General features: G+C 73.7%; 22 protein-coding genes. 7 read left to right on the forward strand and 15 right to left on the reverse strand.

Features of this window, described 5'->3' with window-relative positions; all coding sequences use genetic code 11:
• Position 1: 1 nt before the first annotated feature.
• On the reverse strand, positions 2 to 1,732 hold the full coding sequence (locus ACZ6ZR_RS00680) for a tetratricopeptide repeat protein (RefSeq protein WP_465637904.1): 1,731 nt from the start codon (positions 1,730 to 1,732) through the stop codon (positions 2 to 4).
• A 167-nt stretch (positions 1,733 to 1,899) separates the two neighbouring features.
• On the opposite strand from ACZ6ZR_RS00680, the gene ACZ6ZR_RS00685 reads away from it, so the two are divergent.
• The gene (locus tag ACZ6ZR_RS00685; protein WP_465637905.1) at positions 1,900 to 2,106 is read left to right on the forward strand and encodes a hypothetical protein; all 207 of its coding nucleotides are present in this window, start codon (positions 1,900 to 1,902) and stop codon (positions 2,104 to 2,106) included.
• A 57-nt stretch (positions 2,107 to 2,163) separates the two neighbouring features.
• Here ACZ6ZR_RS00685 and ACZ6ZR_RS00690 read toward each other — a convergent pair whose 3' ends face one another.
• From ACZ6ZR_RS00690 to ACZ6ZR_RS00720, 7 genes are all read right to left on the reverse strand, one after another.
• The gene (locus ACZ6ZR_RS00690) at positions 2,164 to 3,189 is read right to left on the reverse strand and encodes a 6-phosphofructokinase (protein WP_465637907.1); all 1,026 of its coding nucleotides are present in this window, start codon (positions 3,187 to 3,189) and stop codon (positions 2,164 to 2,166) included.
• A gap of 208 nt (positions 3,190 to 3,397) precedes the next feature.
• Entirely contained in the window at positions 3,398 to 4,126 is a 729-nt protein-coding gene (locus ACZ6ZR_RS00695; RefSeq protein WP_465637909.1) for a type 1 glutamine amidotransferase, read from the reverse strand.
• Between the two features lie 125 nt (positions 4,127 to 4,251).
• Positions 4,252 to 5,514, reverse strand: a complete 1,263-nt coding sequence (locus ACZ6ZR_RS00700; protein WP_465637911.1) for a MurT ligase domain-containing protein — start codon at positions 5,512 to 5,514, stop codon at positions 4,252 to 4,254.
• Positions 5,515 to 5,691: 177 nt separating this feature from the next.
• Complete coding sequence (locus ACZ6ZR_RS00705; protein WP_465637913.1) at positions 5,692 to 7,059, reverse strand: carotenoid oxygenase family protein; 1,368 nt, start codon at positions 7,057 to 7,059, stop codon at positions 5,692 to 5,694.
• 33 nt (positions 7,060 to 7,092) lie between these two features.
• Positions 7,093 to 7,539: an SRPBCC family protein gene (locus ACZ6ZR_RS00710; RefSeq protein WP_465637915.1), complete on the reverse strand. Its 447-nt coding sequence runs from the start codon at positions 7,537 to 7,539 to the stop codon at positions 7,093 to 7,095.
• On the reverse strand, positions 7,536 to 8,894 hold the full coding sequence (locus ACZ6ZR_RS00715; protein WP_465637917.1) for an MFS transporter: 1,359 nt from the start codon (positions 8,892 to 8,894) through the stop codon (positions 7,536 to 7,538). The genes ACZ6ZR_RS00710 and ACZ6ZR_RS00715 overlap by 4 nt, the downstream gene beginning before the upstream one ends.
• Before the next feature lie 86 nt (positions 8,895 to 8,980).
• A complete protein-coding gene (locus tag ACZ6ZR_RS00720; protein WP_465637919.1) occupies positions 8,981 to 9,547 on the reverse strand; it encodes a TetR/AcrR family transcriptional regulator in 567 nt (188 codons plus the stop codon).
• A 267-nt stretch (positions 9,548 to 9,814) separates the two neighbouring features.
• Between ACZ6ZR_RS00720 and ACZ6ZR_RS00725 the strand changes: the two genes are divergently transcribed.
• Positions 9,815 to 11,266, forward strand: a complete 1,452-nt coding sequence (locus ACZ6ZR_RS00725) for an alpha/beta hydrolase (protein ID WP_465637920.1) — start codon at positions 9,815 to 9,817, stop codon at positions 11,264 to 11,266.
• Between the two features lie 77 nt (positions 11,267 to 11,343).
• Positions 11,344 to 11,595: a hypothetical protein gene (locus ACZ6ZR_RS00730; RefSeq protein WP_465637922.1), complete on the forward strand. Its 252-nt coding sequence runs from the start codon at positions 11,344 to 11,346 to the stop codon at positions 11,593 to 11,595.
• Between the two features lie 7 nt (positions 11,596 to 11,602).
• Here ACZ6ZR_RS00730 and ACZ6ZR_RS00735 read toward each other — a convergent pair whose 3' ends face one another.
• From ACZ6ZR_RS00735 to ACZ6ZR_RS00745, 3 genes are all read right to left on the reverse strand, one after another.
• A complete protein-coding gene (locus ACZ6ZR_RS00735; protein WP_465637924.1) occupies positions 11,603 to 11,914 on the reverse strand; it encodes a cupin domain-containing protein in 312 nt (103 codons plus the stop codon).
• Positions 11,915 to 12,048: 134 nt separating this feature from the next.
• Positions 12,049 to 12,576: a DUF4240 domain-containing protein gene (locus tag ACZ6ZR_RS00740; protein WP_465637926.1), complete on the reverse strand. Its 528-nt coding sequence runs from the start codon at positions 12,574 to 12,576 to the stop codon at positions 12,049 to 12,051.
• Positions 12,577 to 13,217: 641 nt separating this feature from the next.
• Positions 13,218 to 13,757, reverse strand: a complete 540-nt coding sequence (locus tag ACZ6ZR_RS00745) for a DUF3592 domain-containing protein (protein WP_465637928.1) — start codon at positions 13,755 to 13,757, stop codon at positions 13,218 to 13,220.
• 132 nt (positions 13,758 to 13,889) lie between these two features.
• Between ACZ6ZR_RS00745 and ACZ6ZR_RS00750 the strand changes: the two genes are divergently transcribed.
• The 3 genes from ACZ6ZR_RS00750 to ACZ6ZR_RS00760 all read left to right on the forward strand — a co-directional run bounded on the left by ACZ6ZR_RS00750 (position 13,890) and on the right by ACZ6ZR_RS00760 (position 15,699).
• A complete protein-coding gene (locus ACZ6ZR_RS00750) occupies positions 13,890 to 14,549 on the forward strand; it encodes a class I SAM-dependent methyltransferase (protein ID WP_465637930.1) in 660 nt (219 codons plus the stop codon).
• Positions 14,550 to 14,582: 33 nt separating this feature from the next.
• Entirely contained in the window at positions 14,583 to 15,329 is a 747-nt protein-coding gene (locus ACZ6ZR_RS00755; protein WP_465637931.1) for a leucine-rich repeat domain-containing protein, read from the forward strand.
• Positions 15,330 to 15,444: 115 nt separating this feature from the next.
• The gene (locus tag ACZ6ZR_RS00760) at positions 15,445 to 15,699 is read left to right on the forward strand and encodes a TauD/TfdA family dioxygenase (RefSeq protein ID WP_465637933.1); all 255 of its coding nucleotides are present in this window, start codon (positions 15,445 to 15,447) and stop codon (positions 15,697 to 15,699) included.
• Positions 15,700 to 15,715: 16 nt separating this feature from the next.
• Here the strand turns inward: ACZ6ZR_RS00760 and ACZ6ZR_RS00765 are convergent, their stop codons facing one another.
• The 4 genes from ACZ6ZR_RS00765 to ACZ6ZR_RS00780 all read right to left on the reverse strand — a co-directional run bounded on the left by ACZ6ZR_RS00765 (position 15,716) and on the right by ACZ6ZR_RS00780 (position 21,096).
• A complete protein-coding gene (locus ACZ6ZR_RS00765; RefSeq protein ID WP_465637935.1) occupies positions 15,716 to 16,576 on the reverse strand; it encodes a maleylpyruvate isomerase family mycothiol-dependent enzyme in 861 nt (286 codons plus the stop codon).
• 314 nt (positions 16,577 to 16,890) lie between these two features.
• Positions 16,891 to 18,282, reverse strand: coding sequence for a GNAT family N-acetyltransferase (locus tag ACZ6ZR_RS00770; protein ID WP_465637936.1), 1,392 nt, complete (start codon positions 18,280 to 18,282; stop codon positions 16,891 to 16,893).
• A 97-nt stretch (positions 18,283 to 18,379) separates the two neighbouring features.
• Complete coding sequence (locus ACZ6ZR_RS00775; RefSeq protein ID WP_465637938.1) at positions 18,380 to 19,831, reverse strand: pyridoxal phosphate-dependent decarboxylase family protein; 1,452 nt, start codon at positions 19,829 to 19,831, stop codon at positions 18,380 to 18,382.
• 161 nt (positions 19,832 to 19,992) lie between these two features.
• Complete coding sequence (locus ACZ6ZR_RS00780) at positions 19,993 to 21,096, reverse strand: hypothetical protein (protein WP_465637940.1); 1,104 nt, start codon at positions 21,094 to 21,096, stop codon at positions 19,993 to 19,995.
• 285 nt (positions 21,097 to 21,381) lie between these two features.
• On the opposite strand from ACZ6ZR_RS00780, the gene ACZ6ZR_RS00785 reads away from it, so the two are divergent.
• Entirely contained in the window at positions 21,382 to 21,657 is a 276-nt protein-coding gene (locus ACZ6ZR_RS00785; protein ID WP_465637942.1) for a hypothetical protein, read from the forward strand.
• Positions 21,658 to 21,676: the final 19 nt, after the last annotated feature.

A 21,676-nucleotide genomic window follows, 5' to 3' on the forward strand; every position in this document is an offset into this window, starting at 1 on the left:
GCTAACCGTCCACCGCCCGACGGACCGTCAGGGCGCGCTCGCCGTCGCCGTCATGGATGCGCGACGTCCAGGTCGTGAGCGCCTCGCGCACCTTGCGGGTCTCGCGATGACCGGCCCCGAGTGCCCGGGTGTCGTGCGCGAGGAGGACGGTCAGTAGCCTGATCGCGTCGTCCGGCTCGCCGCTCTCCCCGAGCTGGGAGGCGAACAGGCGCCGCGTCGCGAGCGTGCTGGGGTGGTCGTGACCGAGCACCCGGGTGCGGTCGTTGACGAGGACCGCGAGCAGCTCCGCGGCCTCGGCCGGCCTGCCGGTGACCCCGACCTCGTAGGCGTGGTTGTGGCGGGCGAGGAGGGCGTCGGGGTCGTCGGGGCCGAGCGCGTGGGTGCTGTCGTGGACGAGTCCGGCGAGCAGCCGGACGGCTTCGGTGTGCTCGCCCACGTCGCCGAGTTGGTACGCGTGGTGGTGGCGGGTGAGGAGGGTGTCGGGGTGGTCGGGGCCGAGCACGCGGGTGCGGTCGTGGAGGAGTTCGGCGAACAGCCGGACGGCTTTGGTGTGCTCGCCCGCTCTCCCGAGGTGGTAGGCGTGGTTGTGACGGGCGGTCAGGGCATCGGGGTGGTCGGGGCCGAGCACCCGGGCGTTGGCGCGGAGGAACTCGACGTACACCTGGGCCGCCTCGGCGTTGCGGTCGGAGTCCTCGAGCCGGTGGGCCCGCTCGTGGTACGAGTCGAGGTCGTCGCCGAGGTGGTCGTCGAGGCGGTCGGCGCCGGTCGGCGGGTTGTCGGGGTTGTCCGGGACAACCCGCGGCAACTCCGGCCGGTGGCCGGGTGACGCCGGGCCGGGTGGCCCGGTCAGGAGCTCGTCGCTGATGCGCCGGAGGGTCTCGGTGTCGGCGTCGTTGACCGCGGCGGCGCGGGCCAGGGCCCGGGCGATGTCGTCGCCGACCGGGTCCGCCGTCGAGGCGGCCTGCGTGGTGGCGTCCGCCGCAGGCTCCGCACCGGGGTCGTCACCGGACGCGGCCCGGACGCGGTCGAGCTGCTCGGTGAGCTGGAGGACCTGCTGCTGGACCCGGGCGGCGAGGTCCTCGGCCTTGCGCTGCTTGTCCCGCGCCCGCTCCAGCTCCTCCTGTGCCTGACGCTCCTGGTCCCGCGCACGGTCCAGCTGCTGCCGCGTCACCTCCAGCTCCCGCCGGTGGTCGGCCCCCGCCCGCAGTTTGTCGCGCTCCGCCGTCAGGCCCGCGACCCGCCCCTCCAGGGTGTTGATCATCGTCACCAGCACCATCACCAGCTGCGCGGAGTTCCTCGCCGCCGCGTGCAGCTCCGCCTGCTGCTCCAGGGCCCGGGTCAACCGCTCGTAGGTCTCCACCTGTTGGACCCGTACGCGTTCCAACTCGCCCTGCACGCCCCGGTCTTCGCCCCGCCCGGCGCCGGTGGCCGGAGCCGGCCGGGCCGCCGCCCGCAGCAGGCGCTCGCCCTCCGCGAGCCGCGCCTCGCGCTGCCGGGGCTCGGGCACCGTCACGCTGACCAGCGAGACCACGAACCCGGGCTCCGGCAGCTGCGCCCCGGACAGGAACTGGCTGACCTGCGTGCTGGAGTACTTGATCCGCTGCGCGACCACCGTCATGGTCAGCGGGCTCGCGTCGATTCGCGCCCGGAGGAACCGCGCGAGCGCCGCGCCCTCGGGCGTCTGCGCCTTGAGCTCACCCCACGGTCGGCCGCCACGGCTGCGTTCCGGCACCGTCCACCCCCACCCCCCGGGCGGTACAACCCGGTACAACCCGCTGTTGTCCGGACCTTACCTGGGGCGATGCCGCCCGCGCTCGGGGACAACCGGGATCAACCGCATGCTCCTCTCGTCGGCCGCGGACACCGCCGGTGCCCCGGCCGCTCAGAAGGAGAGAGAAGATGACGCAGCCCACCCCGCAGCCCACCCCGCAGCCCACCCCGTTCCTCACCCTGCACACCGCGCTGGTCCTGCTCGCCGCGGCCTTCATCGGCCTGGTGGTCGGGGGCCTGACCTTCCTCAGCGGGGGGCCCGTGGCCGGCGCGGTCCTGGCGGGCCTGACCGGCTTCGGCGTCAGCGTGCCCGTCCTGCGGAGCCTGGTCCGATGAGCGCCGAAGGGCGGGTCCCCCCGGAGGAGGACCCGCCCTTCGGCGCACGACGGAGCGTCAGATGACAGTCTCGGCCTCGACGTAGCGCTCGGACGGGACGGTCTTCAGGTCGGCCACCGCGTCGGCGAGCGGGACCAGCTTGATCTCGGTGCCCTGGAGCGCGGTGATGTGGCCGAAGGCGCCCTTGTGGGCGGCCTCGACGGCGTGCCAGCCGAAGCGGGTGGCGAGGACGCGGTCGTAGGCGGTCGGGGTGCCGCCGCGCTGGGTGTGGCCGAGGATGACCGGCTTGGCCTCCTTGCCCAGGCGGTGCTCCAGCTCGCGGGAGAGCTGGTTGGCGATCCCGGTGAACCGCTCGTGGCCGTAGATGTCCTTGACGCCCTCCTCCCAGTGCATGGAGCCGGGCTCGGGCTTGGCGCCCTCGGCGCAGACCACGATGGCGAACTTCTTGCCGCGGTCGAAGCGCTCGCCGACCACCGCGGTCAGCTTGTCGATGTGGAACGGCCGCTCCGGCACCACGATGGCGTGGGCGCCGGCCGCCATGCCCGCGTTGAGCGCGATCCAGCCGGTGTGACGGCCCATCACCTCGACCACCATGACCCGCTGGTGCGACTCGGCGGTGGTCTTCAGCCGGTCCAGCGCATCGGTGGCGACCGAGACGGCGGTGTCGAAACCGAAGGTCACGTCGGTGCAGGCGATGTCGTTGTCGATGGTCTTCGGCACGCCGATCACCGGCAGCCCCGCGTCGCTCATCAGCTTCGCGGCCTTCAGCGTGCCTTCGCCGCCGATCGGGATGACCGCGTCGATCCCGAGGTCGGCGCAGAGCTGCTTGGCCCGCTCCACACCGTCCCGCAGGTGGCTCGGCTGCACCCGGGAGGAGCCGAGGATGGTGCCGCCCTGAGCGAGGATGCCGCTCACCGAGTCGAGGGTCAGCGGACGGTGGACACCCTCCAGCAGTCCACGCCAACCGTCCTGGAAACCGATGATCTCGTCGCCGTGGTCGACCACCCCCCGGTGGACCACGGAACGGATCACGGCGTTCAGGCCGGGACAGTCACCGCCGCTGGTCAGCACTCCGATACGCATTGTTTTGCAACTCCCGAGCAGATGGGACAGCCGGACTTCCACCATAAAGGCGCCCGTGTCCGGCCGGGCAGGCGCCGACGCGGGCCACGTCACCTTTGAAGTGGCCCCCGCGGTACTGCACCGAACGCCGAGGAGGGTGTGCGTTCGAGGTCTCTATTCTGGCCCGGATCGGGCGGGGGCAGCAGCCCCCGCCCAACCAGCGGACAGGTCAGGCGGGCTGACGGGCCGCCGCGATCCGCTCGGCGCGCAGCGCGTCGTACCAGGTGGTGTCGGCCGGCGGCAGGGCGTTCACGTCCAGCGCCAGCTTGATGAGCATGTCGGCCACCTGGGGGTTACGGGCCATCACGGGCCCGTGCAGGTAGGTGCCGAACACGGTGTCCCGCCAGGCGCCCTCGGTACCGTCGCCGGTGCCGTTGCCGTTGCCGACCTGCACCGTGGCGAAGGGCCGCACGCCCTGGCCCAGGTGAGTGACGCCCTGGTGGTTCTCGAAGCCGGTGAGCTGAGGGAGGTTCAGCTGCGGGTCGGTCTCGGCGAGCACGTCGCCGACGCAGCGGGAGCCCTCGCCGCGGCCGGTCCAGACGTCCAGCAGGCCGAGGCCCGGCTGGCGCTCGCCCCGGTCGTTGAGGAACTCATGGCCGAGGATCTGGTAGCCGGCGCAGACCGAGAAGATGATCGCGCCGTTCTCGGCCGCCCGGACCAGGCCCTGGTCCGCCGCCAGCCGCTCGGCGGCCAGCCGCTGCGGGCGGTCCTCGCCGCCGCCGATCAGGTAGATGTCACCGCTGGTGGGCACCGCCTGGTCCGAACGGACGTCGATCCGCTGGACGTTGAGCCCGCGCTGGCGGGCCCGGCGCTCCACCACGAGCGCGTTGCCGCGGTCGCCGTAGGTGGACAGAAGGTCGGGGTAGACCCAGACCAGCCGCAGGGTGCTCTCGGTCATCCGCTGGGACCTTCCTCCGTACGGCTGCTGCTGAGGCGGCGGGGCCTGCGGAGGCTGCTGCGGCTGGACGGGCTGCTGAGGGTGGACCTGGGGGGTGTAGTTCGGGTCCTGGTACGGGTTCGACATCAGTTCGCCACCGCCTTCCGGAGCTGCTGGAACGCGGTGTAGTTGGCGATCGCCTCGATCCGCCCGGGCGGGGCCATCTGGACGGCCTGCTCCAGGGTGTCCACCACGTGGAACTGGAGGCCCGCGACCTCCAGCCGGACCGCGAGGTCCAGCTTGCGCTGGCCCATCACGAAGATCGGGTGGCCGGACAGGCGCTCGTAGTCCACGTCCCAGAGCCAGGAGGTGTCGGTGCCGTCCGCGTCCAGCGCGTTGACCGAGAGCACCACCGGGGCCGGGGGCTGGTCGATCAGCGAGAAGGTCTCCAGCCAGCCGGCCGGGTTCTTGGCCAGCAGCAGCCGGACGTCGCGGCCCAGGTACTGCACCACGTCGTAGCGGCCGGCCACCGCGGTGACCGACTGCATCCGCTCCAGCGCCACCTGCGGGGCGACGCCGAAGACCGCGGCCACGGCGGCGGAGCTGGTCGCGTTGGCCAGGTTGGCCCGGCCGGGCAGCTGGAGCTGGATCGGCCAGGCGCCGCGCTGAGGGTCGATCACATGGGTGCCCTGGAGCGCCCAGTGGGGCTGCGGACGGCGGAAGCCGCAGTCCTGGCAGAACCAGTCGTCGCCCGGACGCTGCATCACACCGCCGCAGGACGGGCAGGACCAGGCGTCCTCCTTCCACGCCTGACCGGCGGCCACCCAGACCACCTTGCGGCAGGAGGAGGCGGCCCAGGTCACCAGCGGGTCGTCGGCGTTGGCCACGATCACCGCGTCGGTGTCCTTGAGGCCCTCGCGCCACTTCTCCGCCATCATGCGGGTCTCGGCGGCGCGGTCCAGCTGGTCGCGGGAGAGGTTGAGCAGCGCTATGGCCTTGGGGCGGGTGTCGCGGGCGACCCCGGCCAGGTACTTCTCGTCCACCTCGATCACGCCGAAGCGGGCGTCGCCGCCACCGGCGAGGGCGGCGGTGATGCCGGCCGGCATGTTGGCGCCGAGGGCGTTGGAGACCACCGGGCCGGCCGCGCGGAGGGCCTCCGCGATCAGGCGGGTGGTGGTGGTCTTGCCGTTGGTGGCCGAGACCAGCACCACGTCGAGGTGGTCGGAGAGGGTGGCCAGCAGGTCGGGGTCGAGCTTGAGGGCGATCTTCCCGCCGATCACCGAACCACTGCCCCGGCCGGCCTTCTGCGACAGGGCGGCGGCCATCCGGCCGGCCGTGACGGCGATCTTGGCGCGGGCGGGCAGCGAGGCGTCGCGCACGGCTGCGGCTTCCGAGTCGGGGCCTGGCATGCTCAGTCGTTCCTCCTTGGCGCGGCACCGCTATCGCGGCTGGGACGAGGTTCAGCCTACCGACTCTCCGTCAGCCAACCGCGCAGGGCCTCCGGCCCGGTGGGGTTCCGGGGCGGAGGCCCTTGCGGTTACTGGCCTCCGGGCCCTGGCGCGGACCCGTCCGCAGGGCTGGCCGGCTCAGGAGCGGCCGAGGTCGGCGTCCGGGATCCAGGAGCCGTGGATCATGGCCGGGACCCGGCGGGGGAGGTGGACGGTGGCGATCGTGGCGAGGTCGGAGGCGTCGACCACGAGGAGGCGGGAGGCGTCCGCGTTGAGGTCGCTGACCACGGTGAGCAGGTAGCCGGCGTCCTCGGCCCCGCTGCCGTCCGCCGCCTCGACGAAGACCGCCTCGCTGGGGAGCTGCCCGTTCCCGAAGGGCCGCAGCCGGCGCGCGCCGGTGGTGCGGTCGTACTTGACCAGGGAGTGGTTGCCGATGCCCAGGTCGTCCGGGAAGGAGAGGGCGTACTGGTAGCGGTGGTGCTGCCCGGTCAGCGCGTCGTTGATGGTCGGGAACTCCACCACCAGGTCGTCCGTCCGCTCCTCGGCCACCCGTCCTGCGGTCAGGTCCACCGTCCAACGGGTGGCGTACGCACCGGAGTTGGGCTCGGCGCCGCGGTCCGGAGCGCCGACCCACCAGTTCCAGGAGCGCTGCCAGCCCTGCCGCCCCACCGAGGGGCCCTCGATGACGATCCGTCCGGCGGCGTCCTCGTAGGCGTTGGCCAGGTGCATCGCGTACCCCGGTGCCACGTCGAACCAGCGCACCCGTGCCGCCCCGCCCGCTCCGCGCGGCAGCACGCCGATCCGGCTGGGCTGGGCGTCGCTCCAGCCGTACGGGATGCCGGAGTGCTCGGCCGGGTCGAAGGTGACCGAGCCCTCCAGGAAGACCACGTACCGCTCGGTCAGCGCGAAGTCGTGCTTCAGCGCGGCGGTCGCGCCCGGCACCTCCTGGCTGCGCAGCTCCTTGCCGTCGGGGGAGGAGACGTGGTGGACCAGGTACGGCGGGAACGGCGAGGAGGAGAAGAAGTGCAGCTCGCCGGTGGCCGGGTCCTCCTTGGGGTGGGCGGTCATCGCGGAGGTGAGCCTCCCCTCCCAGTCGAAGGCGCCGACGGTCTCCAGCTCGGGCGTCAGCTCGAACGGCAGGGCCGCCTCGGAGAGGGCCAGCAGGCGGCCGCCGTGCTCGATCACGTGGGTGCCGGCGGTGCTGGCGGTGAGGTCCGGGCCGTGCTCGGTCAGGTACGGGGCGCCGTCCAGGGCCGGGGTGTGCACCCAGCGGTTGCGGTACCACTCGGCGCGGCCGTCGCGGAGCCGGATGCCGTGCACCATGCCGCTGCCCTTGAACCAGTGGGTGGGGGTGATGCCGGGCTTGGGGTTGTGGCTGTTGCGGATCAGACGGCCCGTCAGCTCGGGCGGCAGGGTGCCCTCGACAGTGAGGCCGGTGGCGGTGATCTCGTCGGCGACGGGGGTGTAGTGGCCGGTCAGGTACGGGGGCTTGGCGGTGGAGGTCATGGTGGTTCGGTCCTTCCGGGCGTCGGTGGAGCGTCAGTTGGTTTCGGCCGTGGTGCGCAGGGTGGTGAGCCAGCTCTCCAGCGACTGGCGGAGGGCCTGGCCGAGCGCCTCGGGTTCGGCGTCGACGGGGGCGCCGCTCCAGGACTCCTCGGTGCGGACGGTCACCTCGCCCTCGGCCGTCTCCTCGAAGGTCCAGACGTGGACGCCCTCGATGCCGTGGGCCGGGCCGCCCCAGACGATGCGCTCGCCGGGCACCAGCTCGAGCACGGTGGAGGTGATGTCCAGGCCGTGGGTGTGCCAGCGGAAGACCGAGCCGACGGTGAGCGGGCCGCCGTCGGTCTCGGTGGCGCTGACGTCGGGGAGCCAGGCGGGCCAGGCGGCGATGTCGGTGTGCAGGTCCCAGAGGCGGGTGAGCGGGGCCCGGACGGTGGTCGAGAGTTCGACGACGGCGGGGGCGGTGCGGTCGATCTGAACGTTCATCGGGTGGCTCCTTCGGTGGCGGTGGTCTTGAGGAGGAAGGGGGTGAGCGCGGCCGCCGTGGTGGCCAGGGCTGCGGCCAGCAGGAAGGCGGTGCGGTGGGCGTCGGCCGGGGTCGTGGCGGAGAAGGTCGAGAGCAGGGCCAGGCCGATGGCGCCGCCCAGTTGGCGGGTGGTGTTCACCAGCCCGCCGGCCACGCCGGTGTGCTCCGGCCGGACACCGTCCACCGCCGCGCCGGTGAGCTGGACGAAGGCGGTGCCGAGCCCGAGGCCGATCAGCACGGTCGGCCCGGTGAGGGCGGCGAGGGAGGTGCCGGGGGCGGCCAGCAGGGCCAGCCAGAGCAGTCCGACCGCCTGGGCGAGCAGGGCGGCGGTCAGGGTCCGGCGGGCGCCGAGCATCCTGGCGAGCCGCGGTGCGAGCGCGGCGCCCGCCATGTTGGCGGCGGCGAGCGGCAGTTGGGCGAGGCCGGTGGCCAAGGGGCCCGCGCCGAGCACCTGTTGCTGGAGGAGGGGGAGGAAGAAGAACAGTCCGACCCAGACGGCGCCGAGCAGGGCCATCAGGAGGTTGGCCGGGCCGACCGTGCCCTGCCGGAGTAGGCCCGGCGGCAGCAGTGGTGCGGAGCCGCGCCGTTGGATCCGGCGGAAGAGCAGGGACAGCAGGCCGGTGGTGGCGAGCGCGCCGAGCACCGGGGGAGACGTCCAGCCGGAGCTGCGGGCGGAGGTCACGCCGTGGACGAGCGCGACGATCGCGGCGGCACTGGTGAGCGCCCCGGGCAGGCCGGCTGACGGACCGTCACTGCGCGGGGCGGGATCGGGCGGGACGCTGCGGAGGGCGGCGGCGAGGGCCAGCGCCGCGAGCAGCGCGCAGACGTGGAAGATCCAACGCCAGCCGACCGCCGCAGTGAGCACCCCGCCGAGCAGCACCCCGGCCGCCCCGCCCGCCCCCGAGACCGCTCCCCAGACCCCTAGGGCCTTGGCCCGCCCGGCTCCGGGTGGGAAGAGCCGCACCAGCAGGGCGAGCGCTGCCGGTGCGGCGGCGGCCGCCCCGATGCCCTGGGCGGCCCGGGAGCCGATGAGCAGCCAGGGCCCGTCGGCGAGTCCGGCCGCCATGGAGGCGGCGGCGAACAGGGCCAGTCCGGCGGTCAGGACCCGGCGGGCGCCCAGCAGGTCGGCGGCCCGGCCGCCGAGCAGCAGGAGTGCCCCGAACGCCAGCCCGTAGCCGTTGACCACCCAGGCCATCCCGTCGGGGGAGAGGCCGGCTCCGTCGCGGATCTGCGGCAGGGCGACGTTGACCACGGAGGTGCTGAGAACCACGGTGAACTGGGCGGTGGCGAGGGTGGTGAGTGCCTTGCGGTGCATGGTGTCCCCCCGGGATTGTTGATGAGTGGTTGACCACTCACTCTCTGGGCCTGAAGACGGCGGCCCGTGCGGACCGCCTCGTTCTCTCAGTAGTGCGTGATCCCGGCGCTGAGCGTGCGCGTCCACGGCGCGTCCACCGACTCGACGTCCAGCGAGACGATGAGATGACAGAGCATGCCGACCGCGAAGAACTCCTGCACCTGCCGCTCGTCCCCGCCCGAGGCCCCCCGCACGTACTCCACCACCCGGGCGTAACCCGCCCGGACCGCCTCGCGCACCGCCGGCACCGAGACCGCCGCCGCCTGGGCGTGCAGCTGGACCAGCAGCAGGTCGTTGTCGCTGATCAGCCTGGCGTACGCGTCCCCCATCGAGGCCAGGACCACCTCCGCCGCGCTGCCCTTCGCCTCGGCCGCCCCGCGCTCCAGCGCGGCCCTGACCTGGACGAAGCAGTGCTCGACCACGGCGGCGAAGAGCGCCTCCTTGCTCGGGAAGAGCCGGTACACGTACGCCTGCGAGATCCCGGCGGCCTTGGCGACCTCGGTGGTCGTGGTGCCGAAGTACCCCCGGGCGGCGAAGGCGCCGATGGCGGTGCGGAGCACCGTCTCGCGGCGTTCGTCGGCGGTGGAGAGTTGGCGTTGGCGTCCCGTCTGCATATGAGTAATAAACCACTCACACTTTTGCGCGTCAACCCCCGAGCTGTGCCGGCGGTGGAGGTCGTCTCAGGGTCGCGCCGCCCGCTCCCGTAGGGGGGTGCGGAGGCCGGGTACGCCGGGAGTCGGATCATCGGCCCATCCCCGCGTCGTACGGGGCGCTGACGCGGCGGAACCAGACTGAGGGTGTTCCGGGGCACCGATTCGAAGGTGCTGATTCCGGGTGCCGATTCCACACAGGGGGCCGATGTGGTTCTGCGAGACGGACGAATGCTCTCCGCTCTGACGGTGGGTGCGGCGGCGACGGTGATGGCGGCGCTGGTGCCGGCCACCGCGGTCGCGGCTGAGGGGCCGGTCGAGGGGTTCGGGCGGCAGCAACTCCGTTGGGAGCGCTGCGACTCCGGGAGGCCGGCGGCGTTGGAGTGCGCCAAGGTCAAGGTGCCGCTGGACTACGCCGACCCCGGCGGCCGGACGATCGAGATCGCGGTGTCGCGGGTCGAGGCGGGCAGCGCGGCGAAGCGGCACGGTGTGCTGCTGCTGAACCCCGGCGGGCCGGGCGGCCCGGGGCTGACCCTGCCCGCGGACGTGGAGCCGCTGCTGTCGGCGGAGGTGCGGGACCGGTTCGACCTGATCGGTTTCGACCCGCGCGGGGTCGGGCGGAGCGCGCCGATCGGCTGCGGTCTGACGGAGGACGAGATGACCGTCCTCCACCCGTACTCGGAGGGGACGTTCGCCCAGGACGTGGCCCGGGCGCGGTCGGTCGCCGACAAGTGCCGCGCCACCTCGGGGGACGTGCTGCCGCACATCACCACCCGCAACACGGCACGCGACATGGACGCGATCCGCGCGGCCCTGGGGGAGAAGAAGATCTCCTACCTGGGCTACTCCTACGGCACCTACCTGGGTGCCGTCTACATGCAGATGTTCCCCCGGCGGGCGGACCGCTTCCTGCTCGACAGCGCGACCGATCCGGCCCTCGCCTGGCGGGGCTCCTTCCGCGCCTGGTCCGAGGGTGCCGAACTGGCCTTCACCCGCTGGACCGAGTGGGCCGCCGCGCGCAACGCCGACTACGGGCTGGGCGCCACCGCCGCCGAAGTCCGCTCGGGCTTCTGGGAGTTGGTCGCACGGGCGGACCGTACGCCGATCACGGTGGGAGGCGAGACCTTCAGCGGTGACGCGATCCGCCTGCGGTACGAGGACTTCGTCCGGGTCGCGAGCGTGACGCCTTGGGTCGTCGCGCTGAAGGCGGCAGCGGCGGGCGGTGCGGGTGTAGCCGCTGCCCCGGCTGCCGCCGAGACGCCGACGGACAACGCGATCGCCGTCGCGTGGGCCGTCTTCTGCGGTGAGACCCGGAGCTGGCCGCGCGACCCCGAGCAGTACCGCCGGGACGCGATCCGGGACAAGGCGGCCCGTCCCCTGGCCGGTGACCTGGTGGCCGGCATCCAGCCGTGCGCCTTCTGGAAGTCGGCCGCCCGCGAGCCCGCCACCGTGGTGGACAACGACGTCAACGCCCTGATCGTGCAGAACGAGTGGGACCCCAAGACGCCGCTGGCCATGGCCAAGGGCATGCGGCGGGCCCTGCACGGCGCGCGCATGGTCACGGTCGCGGGCGGCGAGGGCCACGGCGTGGTGGTCAACGGCCCGTCCTGCGCGGACAGCACCGTCAACCGCTACCTCACCACGGGCCGCCTCCCCGCGAAGGACCTGACCTGCGGCAGGTAGGCACTCCGACTTTCGTTGACGGGGCCCGCGACTCCCGGCCGATACCCGGCGCGCACGGGCGAGGCTAGCGTCGGAGCATGACCTCTTCTCCCTCCGGACAGTCGAAGACCCCGCCGGTCACCGCCGTCACCAACCTGCTCGCCTTCGTCCTCCTGGTCGGCGGCGCCTCGGGGCTTCTGCACGAGCTGTTCGGCTGGATCCACTTCATGGGCTTCGTGCGCTACCTGGTGCCGTCCGGCTGGGAGGTGCTGGGCTACGTGCTGATGATGGCGGTCGGCGTGGCCGTGGGCGGAGCCGGTGACCGGTACGCCAAGCGGCACAAGGGCTGACGGAGGATCAGGCCGCCGCCTCGGGTACCTCGACGATCAGCAGGGTGCCGTGGCTACCGGGGCGGACGGCGTGCTCCACCCCGGCCGGGAGGTGGTACAACTCGCCGCTGCGAAGGGTGAGTTCGGCGTCGCCGGCGAGGAGTTCGAGGCGGCCTTCGAGGACCAGCAGGACCTCGGGGGTGGGGTGGACCTCGGGCTCCAGCGGGCGGCCGTCCATGCGGAGCAGCTTCACGGCGGCGGTGCCCACCTCCGCGAGGACGTGGGAGGCCCAGGCGGCGGGCAGCCGGGCGGCGGTGGCGGGGAGGTCGAGCTGGTGCACGGCACGTCCTTTCGGCAGGTGGCCCGGCCCATAGGGGGGTGGGCCACCTGTGGGGCGATCGGTGGGTGCCTCGGAAACTACCGGGTGCGCGGCGTGCGTCGGTCGACCGTTTGGCAAAGCTTGCCCGGAGGCGCTCAGAGGTAGAGGGCGGCGAGGCGCGGGAGGCGGCGTGCCATCTCCGCGTCGTCGTCGAAGTCGAAGCCCTCGCCCAGGTCCGGCTCGTAGGTGGCCGAGGAGCCGACGGCGGCGTAGAAGGCCTCCGCGTCACCGGTGAGCCGGGTGTACGCCTCGGCGGCGGCGTAGTTGACGAGCTCCTGGAGGAACTCGTCGCAGTCCGCGTCCGGTGCGTCCGCCAGCACCACGGGGTGGTCGGCGAGGCTGTCCGGCGAGTGGGCGGCGCGCTCGTACCAGTCGCGGCCCTGGGCGATCAGCCCGGCCCGGAAGTCCGTGAAGCCGTCGTCGGAGCAGCCGCCGTTCAGCAGGTAGGCGGCGGCCCACAGGTCCCAGCGGTACACCGCGTCGTGCAGGCGGTCGAAGTGCCCCTGGAACGCGACCACCTCCGCCGCCGGACGCCTCGTCAGCTCGGCCACCCACGCCTCGTCCACCGGGCCGGGCCGCTGCCGGGCGGCCTCCACGATCTGCCAGAACTCGTCGATCTCCATGGGGGGATCCTGACATCCGCCGGCGACACCTGGCCCGCGCGCCACGCGGGACCTCACCGGGGTCGGGGTGGGGGTGCCGGGCGGGGGAGGAGGCGGCCGGTCTGCCGCGTCGGTGGGGTGGCAGGACCAGGTCGTCGGGTGGGTGGGTGGTGGTGACCGCCTCGATCCACTGGCGTGCCGAGTAGGCCCGTTGGTGTTCCGCGGGCATGGCGGCGTAGCCCTGTTCGATCTGGCGCCGGGCCGGGGCGACGCGGCCCTGGGCGAGCATCACCACGCCCCGGCGCAGGGCCAGCCGGCCCGGTGTTTGCCGGTAGCCGCCCAGTGGGACGTCGGCGTAGTCGACGGCCTCGCCCAGCCGGTCGGTCTCCAGCGGCAGGCGGTCGGCCTCCCTGGGCTCGCAGGCGTAGCTCACCGCGCGGTCGAGTGTCTGCACGGCCGCCTCGTACCGCCCGGCCACGAACTGGCACCAGCCGAGGTACGCGGCCCCGATCGCCGCCACGCCGACGGCCGGGGCGCGCAGCGAGTACGGCGCGTCCCTGGCCGCTCGGCCCGCGCGGCCACCAGCGGCAGCACGTCCGCCGAGAAGTCTCCGCCTCGTCACCGGCGCACGAGGGCACGCCACGGCGCACGACGGCCTCGGCTCACCGGCTGGGGAAGCCGGACGGGAACGAGCCCGGGCCGGGGAAGTCCGAGGGGAACGAGTGCGGGCCGGGGAAGTCGGGGGCGGTGGCGCTGAAGCCGAAGCCCAGGACCGCGAAGAGCACGCCGACGCAGACGAAGCTCGCGCAGACCACCAGGCCGACCACCACCATCGCCGAGGTGCCGACCGGGCCGGCGGCGGCGTCGGTGGCGGCGGCGTGCTGCGGGCGCTCGGGGAGGTAACGGACCGTCACGTGGTCGCCGACCACGCGGGGGATCCGGGAGGTGTCCTCGATCCGGATGTCCCGGCCGTCCTCGGTACGGAAGCCGAGGATCACGTGCCGTGCGGAGCTCTGCGGCGTGGAGTGCCCGCCCGAGTGGGTCACGTACGTCTCCAGGCAGACCGCCTCGGCGAGCAGGCCGCCCGTCAGCGCCCGGGAGCGGGCCCGCGCGCGGTTCACCAGCGTGGCGCCGAGGAACACCCCGGTGCCCGCGAACAGGAGGCCGACCACACCGAAGACCGTGCCGAACAGCTGGAACATTCCCACCCCCGTGGTTCTCCGCAGGGATGTGATCACCCCCGCACCGCAAGGATGCTTGTGGCGGCCTGGCGGTTGCACGGGCGGGGCGCGGTTGCCGGAGGTGTGTCAGGGGGCGCTGGCAGGATGCCCGGTATGGATGACTTCACCGCCGCTGTCGCCGGCTACTGGGACGCTGCCGCACCGACCTTCGACGACGAGCCGGACCACGGGTTGACGGACCCTCATGCCCGGCTGGCCTGGGCCCGGCTGGTGGAGGCCTGGGTGCCGTCCGGGCGGGCGGTCGACGTGCTGGACGTCGGCTGTGGGACGGGCTCGCTGTCGTTGCTGCTGGCGGCGGCCGGGCACCGGGTGACGGGTGTCGACCTGGCGCCGGCCATGGTCGAGCGGGCGCGCGGGAAGCTGGCCGCCGCCGGGCTGCCGGGGCGGTTCCTGGTCGGGGACGCGGCGGCGCCGCCGACCGGCGGCGAGCGGTTCGACGTCCTGCTGGCGCGGCACCTGCTCTGGACGCTGCCCGATCCGGAGGCCGCGCTGGGCGCGTGGGTCGGGCGCCTGCGGCCGGGCGGTCGGCTGGTGCTGGTCGAGGGGCGGTGGCGCGAGTCGGGGCAGGCGGCGCAGCCGTACGTGGACGGTGCCGAGCGGCTGCCCTGGCAGGGCGGGATCGGCGCGGAGGGGCTGGCGGCGGCGGTCCGGCCGCTGGTCACCGAGCTGCGGGTGGAACCGCTCGGCGGAATGCCCGAGTTGTGGGGCGGCCCGGTGGACGACGAACGGTACGTTCTGGTCGCCCGGGTCTGACGACGCTTCGGGCCGTGGCCCTACTGTGGGGGCATGGTGAACGGGGATGGGCGGCGCGCGGCCCGGGACGTCTGTCGGTGCTTCAGCCAGACGGCCGTGCAGCCGCGGGCCCGGGTGGGGTTCCACGGTGAGCGGCAGGACGTCTCGGCGCCCGGGTGGCTGCGGCTGCTGGAGCTGGTGCAGGAGGCGGCGGAGGACGGGCGCGAGGAGTTCCGGCCGTTGGCCGAGCTCGGCGCGCAGGAGCGGCGGCAGATCGTCACGCTGCCGCCGAGCATCGCCGGGCTGACCGCCGTCCGGCACCTGGTGCTCTACGGCAGCAACCTGGTCCGCCTCCCGCCGGAGATCGGGGCGATGACCGCGCTGGAGGAGTTCACGCCGTACACCTCGCACCGGCTGCACTGGTTCCCGTACGAGATAACCCGCTGCGCCCGGCTGCTGCGCAGCACGGTGAGCACGCGCTCCCTGTTCGGGAACAGCAAGTTCCGTCCGCCCTTCCCGCGGCTCCGGCCGGTCCAGGACTCCGTGGGCGCGGAACTGGCGGACCTCGACCCCCAGTTGTGGGGGACCTCGGCCGTCCGTGCCTGCAGCGTCTGCGCCCGGCCGGTCGGCGACGACGGCGTGCGCCAGGCGTGGCTGACGCTCCGGGTGGGGACGGACGCGCTTCCGCTGCTGGTCAACGCCTGTTCGGCGGCGTGCGTCGCAGCCCTGCCGGCCGGGGCCGACGGGTATGCGCGGGCGCCGCACGAGGGCGGGCGGGTGGACCTTCCGGCCCAGGGGTAGGGCGGTTTCCGGTCGTGTCCGTCCGACGGGGCGTCAGGTGGGTGACCGGCGGGGACCGGGGCCCTAACCTCGCGCTGTCGGGTCCGTGGGGCGGGCCCGCGAGGGGAGGCCGTTGATGGACGTGCCGGTCGCGGTGGCGGGGCCCTCGGGGTGGCGGGAGCGCGGGCTGCCGGTGACGGAGGATCAGGCGGCGGCCCTGGACGCCTTCGAGGAGGTGCTGGCCGACCCGGCGATGGCTTTGCGGGTGCCGCTGCGCCGCGGCGACCTGCTGGTGGTCGACAACATGGCGGTGCTGCACGGCCGGACGGCCTTCACCGACGCGCCGGAGCCGGGCGCGGGCCGCTGCCTGGTACGGGTGTGGGCGGACTGACGCCTGGTTGGCCGGGTCAGGGGGTGGCGACCAGCTTGCTGAGGCTGGTGGCCAGCCAGGGCTTGCGGCCGCCGGCCCGCATCCGGCCGGTGGTGATGGCCTTCCACATCGGGGCCCGCTTGAAGGAGACCAGCAGGAAGGTGACCGGGTCGGCGGTGATCCGGCAGTCGTGGGGGCGGGGCGGGGCGTCCCGGGTGACGGTCATGGTGCCGTCCTCCACCACCACGGAGAGGCGCGGCCCGCCGTCGAAGGCGAGGTCGAAGGAGCGGCGGACGCCACGGGCACGGGCGTGATCGAGGGCGAGCGGCATCATGGTGGGGATCGCCTGACCCAGCACCAGGGAGGCCTCCGCTCCGCTGATCGGCCAGGAGGCGCCGGTGCCCCGGGCGATGTCCAGACCGTGGAGCAGGGTCTCGCTGAGCACCAGGCCGGTGGCGGCCGCGAGGGTGAGCGAGCGGTCCGGCCCGTACCAGGGGGTCGGGACCGCGCGCTCCGGGTCCTGGCCGGCGGTGGAACCGAGGAAGGCGGTGGCCCGTTCGGTGATGAACTCGCCCATGCGGGCGCGCTGTTCGCCGTCGAAGAGGGTGATCGCACCGGCGTTGACGGCGGCGATCCGCTCCGCCAGCCGGCCCTCCTCCCGCTCCGGCAGGATGCCGGACCAGTCGACGGGCTGGTCGGTCACGGCGGCGGAGTAGGCGAGGTGGACGGCGGCGAGGTGCGCGGCGGTGTCGCCGACGCTCCAGGCGGGGAGCCCGGACGGTGCGTCCAAGTCCGCTGCGCCGGAGACGAGTTGGCTCAGCCGGGCGACGGCGGCGGCCAGCGCGGCGCGGGTCCGCTCGTGCTCGCGGACCGGATCAAGACGCGTGACGGCACCCATGCCACTTCCCCCGGGCTCTCGGACGGAGCCCGAACCCTACCGGCGGGTAGGGGCATCGCGGTAGACCCGCGCGGCGGGCGACGGCCCGGAGGCGGCCGGGAGGCGGCCGGGGCGGGAGCCGGAGCCCCGGGGGCGGCGAGGCCGCCGGCGCAGCCGGTGAGCAGGAGCGAGACGGCGAGCAGCCCGGCACGCGGTCGGTTGACGATCATGGAAAGGATGCTGCCGGGCAGGTGTGAGGATCCCGTCAGCTTTCGACAACGGCCCGGGACCTGACCGGACCGACCGGTCCGTTCAGGTCCCGGGCCGAGGCGTGGTCAGCGGCTGGGCCAGGGGGCCGGGAGGGGTTCGGTGGCTTCGGTGAGGTGGGCGGTGATGACGAGGGTGGCGTCCTCGACCTGGTAGTCGAGGGGGGCGGAGAGGCGGCGCATGGTGGAGATGAGGCCGGTGTTGGCGGCGTGGGTGACGGCGTAGACGGTGGGGACGCCGGCTTCCAGGGCGAGGGCGGCCATCCGGCGCAGCAGGTCGACGCCGAGGCCACGGCGCTGCCAGGCGTCCTCGACCAGCAGGGCGACCTCGGCGCCCTCGTCGTCCCACATCAGGTGGGCGAGGGCGACGATCCGGCCGTCGGAGGTCTCGGCGGCCAGGGTCTGGCCGTGCCGGGGGTCGAGCAGGTGGTCGAGGTAGCGGTCGGCGTCGCGGACCGGGCCGTGGTAGCGCTTGCGGAGGGTGTCGGGGGAGCAGCGGGTGTGCATGGCCAGGGCGGCGGCCTTGTCGGAGGCGTCGGCCCGGCGGACCGTCAGGTCGGCGCCGGCGGGCAGCCGCAGGCGGGCCTGGACCTGCGGGACCCGGGGGCCGAGCAGGGAGTCCAGCTCGACCAGGGCCTGGGCCCGGGCGAACTCGGTGGGGGTGAACGGCAGGTGCGGGCGGCTGAGTTCGATCAGGTCGCCGGAGGGCACCGGCAGCCGCATCAGGTGGCCGTCCACCCCGGCGGCCGCGCCGCTGCCGCCGCCGGGGAACTGGCGGATCGTGCACCGGCCGAACAACTTCCGCAGCGCGACCGGGAGTTCGGCCGCGTCCAGGGCGGTACGGGTGGCCAGGGCGAGCACGTGGGTGGGCTCGTCCACCAGGTCGTGGGCGTCGGCCTTGTCGGTCCAGATGTCGGTGCCGCCGCCGGCCGCGACGGCCCGGGCGAGCTCGGGACGGCCGACCGGCAGCGGGGCACGGACCAGGAACTCGTCCACCGCGCCGGTCGGCAGCGGGTGGGTCTGCATCGAGATGATGGAGACCTCCTGGGCGGCCAGCGCGGTGCAGATCCGGGCCAGGCTGCCGGGGGAGTCGGAGACGGTGGCGCGCAGCCGCCAGAGTGCGGTGGGCACGTGGCCGTGCAGCGGGCCGGTCACCTCGGCCGCCTCGGGACCGCCCGGCGGTGCGGTGGGATCGGGGCCGGGCGGTCCGTGCGGATGCCGGTGTGCCCACCATGCGTGGAACACCGCCGTGGCGGCCAGGGCGAGGGCCGAGAGGACCAGCAGCAGCGGTCCGTCGTGGCCGTGCACGACCGTGTTGGCGACCAGGTCGGCGGCCGCCACCGCGACGAAGACGGCGGCGAGCTCGGTGGTGGAGTGGCGCCAGCGGTGGTTGCGGGCGCTGCGCCGCTGGGCCCGCGAGGGCTCGAAGGGCGGCTGGGCGGGGTGAGAGGTGCTGTCCATGGAAACATGGTGCTCTGCCGGTGTTTCACGATCACGAATCCCCCGTGACCTGTTGGTTAATCTCTGCGGATGGCATTCGAACGGTCCTTGGCCCGCTTCAGGAAGTGGACGGACGCTCCGTCAGTTCCCGGGCCGCGGCGTGGACTTCGGCCAGCAGCAGCTCCAGGTCGGCCTCGGTGGTGGCCGGGTTCAGCAGGCAGGCCCGGAGCACCTCGCGGCCGCGGTGGAGCGCACCGGTGACGAAGGTCCGGCCGCGCGTCTGGACGGCGGCGGGGAGGTCGTGGTTGACGGCGTCGCCGCCGGTGTGGCGGAAGGCCACGATGGAGGTGTGGACCGGGGCGGTCAGCTCCAGCTCCGGGTCGGCCTCGACCAACTCCCCGAGGTGGCGCGCGAGTTCGTTGGTGCGGGCGATGTCGGCGGCCAGCCCGGCCCGGCCCCTGTGGGCGATGGTGGCCCAGACCTTGAGCGAGCGGAACGGGCGGGTCTGCTCCATCCCGTACTCGGAGAACCAGCCGAAATCCCCGGCGGCGCCGTCGCGCAGGTAGGAGGGGACGAGGGAGAAGGCGTCGCGCAGCGCGTCCGCGTCGCGGACCAGCGCGCAGCCGCAGTCCACCGGCACGCCCAGCCACTTGTGCGGGTCCAGGGCGAGCGAGTCGGCCCGGTGCATGCCCGCGTACCGGTCGGCGATCACCGGGTCGAGCACGCCCCAGGCGCCGTACGCGCCGTCCACGTGCAGCCACAGGCCCTCGGCCGCGGCCACGTCGGCGATCGGGTCGAAGGCGTCCACCGCGCCGGTGCCGACCGTCCCGGCGGAGGCGACCACGAGGAAGGGGAGCAGCCCGGCGGCGCGGTCGGCGGCCACCGCCTCGGCCAGCGCGGCCGGGTCGAGCCGGCCGTCCGAGTCCTCGGCGACGGTGCGCAGGTGGCGGCTGCCCAGGCCGAGCAGCTCCACGGCCTTGCGGACGCAGGAGTGGGTCTCGGCGGTGGCGTAGGCGATCAGCGGGGGCAGGCCGGCCAGGCCGTCGGCGCGCAGGTCGTGCCCGGCGCGCACGGCGGCCCGGTGACGGGCGGCGGCCAGGCAGAGGATGGTGGCCATCGAGGTGCCGGAGGTGAGGATGCCGCCCGGGGTGCCCTTGGCGGCGGAGGGGACGGCGGCGGGGAAGCCGACCAGCTCGGCGATCCAGCGGACCACCGCGCGCTCCAGGTGGACGTCGGCGTGGTCGCCGCCGGCCGAGCTGGGGTTGGTCGCGGCGGCGGCCAGGGTGGCCAGCACCCCGGCGGGGGCCGGGGCGGAGTTGACCCAGCCGAAGAAGGCGGGGTGGCCGTTGCCCATCGGGGCGGTCAGCACCTGACGCTCGATCACCTTGAGCAGCCCGTCCAGCGGGGTGCCGTCCTCGGGTAGCGGGAGCTCCAGCAGGGCCCGCCGGTCGGCCTCGGCCATCGGCTGCCAGACGGGCCCGTCGGCGACTCCGGCGAGGTGGTCGGCGGCCAGGTCGGCGACGGCCCGGGCGGCGCTGCGGAAGTCCTCGTTCGGAGTGGTGGTGCTCATGCTGGCGCTCCATCAGACGGCTGTGGAGGGACGGCTTCCTCGACGTACCCGGTGCGGCCGATCGTACGCGCAGCCAGGGTGGGTGGTCCCCGCCGTCCGGCGGGTGGACACCGCCGGGGGTGCGTGGTGCCACCCCCGGGCCGGTGCGGGGGTGACGGGAGTCAGTCCAGGGTGCTGGAGAGGCCGCCGGCCGAGCGGCAGTAGCCCTGGATCTCCTTGTTGGTGATCTTCGAGCAGAGCCGGGCACCGGCGCCGGACTCGGTGTAGTTGACGGTGTAGTAGCTCATCAGGCCCTGGGTGCAGGCCTTGCGCTGCCAGCCGTCGGCGGCGGTGGCGCACTGGTCGGCGGCCCAGTCCTCGCGGTCCAGGTTGTACTTCATGGTCCGCGAGCCGACCCCGCGCGAGCAGTCCTGGGCGCCGCCGGAGGCCTGGCCGTTGAGGCACCACTTGAGCGCGTCGGCGAAGACGCCGGGGTTGTTGGCGTAGTCGTGCGAGGAGAGGTAGAAGGTCGGCGCGTAGAAGAAGCAGGCCGACTGGAAGAGCGAGGGCTGGTCCTTGCAGGGGTAGAGCGGGTCCTTGGCGAGGGCGGCCGGGTCGAGGTTGGCCTTGGCCTTCTCGTCCTCCTCGTCCGGGCCGAACAGCTGCATGAAGAGGCCCTCGGAGCAGGTGATCTTCCGGCTGTCGGTGGGGAACTTGTTGCACAGCGCGCGGGCCTTGGCCACGTCCTGCTTGGCGACGAACATCGTGCCGTGGCCGACGCCGTGGATGCACGGGCCCTTGTTGGCCGGGGCGCAGAGCTTGAGCAGGTCCTCCTCCGGGTTGGCGGAGGCGTTCAGCATCTCCTCCACCGCGCCGTGCAGGTAGCCCGCCGCGCAGGTCTCGTGCGGGAAGGAGATGACCTTCTGGAAGTCGGCGTTGTAGCGCTTGACCGCGGAGTGGCCGAGCTCGTGGGCGATCGGGTGGCAGAACCGCACGGTGTAGGGGAGCTTCTTGCTGATCGCGTCCAGCTCGGCCAGGGCCTGGCCCGGGTCGGTGGCGTCCATCTTCGCCATCAGCTTGTTCCGCAGGGTGGACCGGGTCCAGACCGCCGGGTCCCCGGTGGGGGAGGGCGAGGCGGCCGCCGGGACGACCGCGGCCTGCTGGGCCGCCGGAGCGGAGGCCGCGGCCTTCGGAACCGGCGGGGTCCACTCGGTCACGGCCACCGAGCCGAGGCCGAGCGCGCCCAGCAGGAAGGCGGTGATGATCGCGAAGAGTCGCGGCTGCATGTGCTCTGGTCCCCCGGCGGTCGCTACGGACGGTGGCGGTTCCCATCCTGGCTGTTCTCGACCGAAACGGAGCGTTTCTGACGGCCATTCGGGAGTGTCGGCTCGGCCGACTGGTCAACGAGGGACGGGCCCCCCGGTCACCGAAGGCACAGGCTCTCACAGCGGGCACCCAGCCGGTCGGCCGACCCCGTGGTACCGACCAATGGGGTGGAAGAGGGGGATCCCTGCCCGATTTCGGGCACGATTGTTGGATTGGACGACCTCGAACGCATAGGCTCCCCTCCTGTGTCCGTCTCACCGCACCCTCATGAAGACCTGCTCGTCCACCTCACCCGGACCACCCCACTGGGACCGGGCGAGGCCGTACGAGTGGTCGCGGAGGTGCTCGCGTACTTCTCCGAGACCACCGAGGAGTACGTCCGCCGCCGCCACGGTGAGCTGCAGGCACGAGGACTGACCAACGAGAAGATCTTCGACCGGCTGACCGGAGAGCTCGCCGCGCGCCGGGTCGCGGCGCCCGAGCTGTCCACCCGTCAGCTGCGCCGGATCGTCTACGGCTGACGCCGCCTCAGGGGGCGGC

Source organism: Kitasatospora sp. NPDC088742 (genome assembly GCF_055584905.1).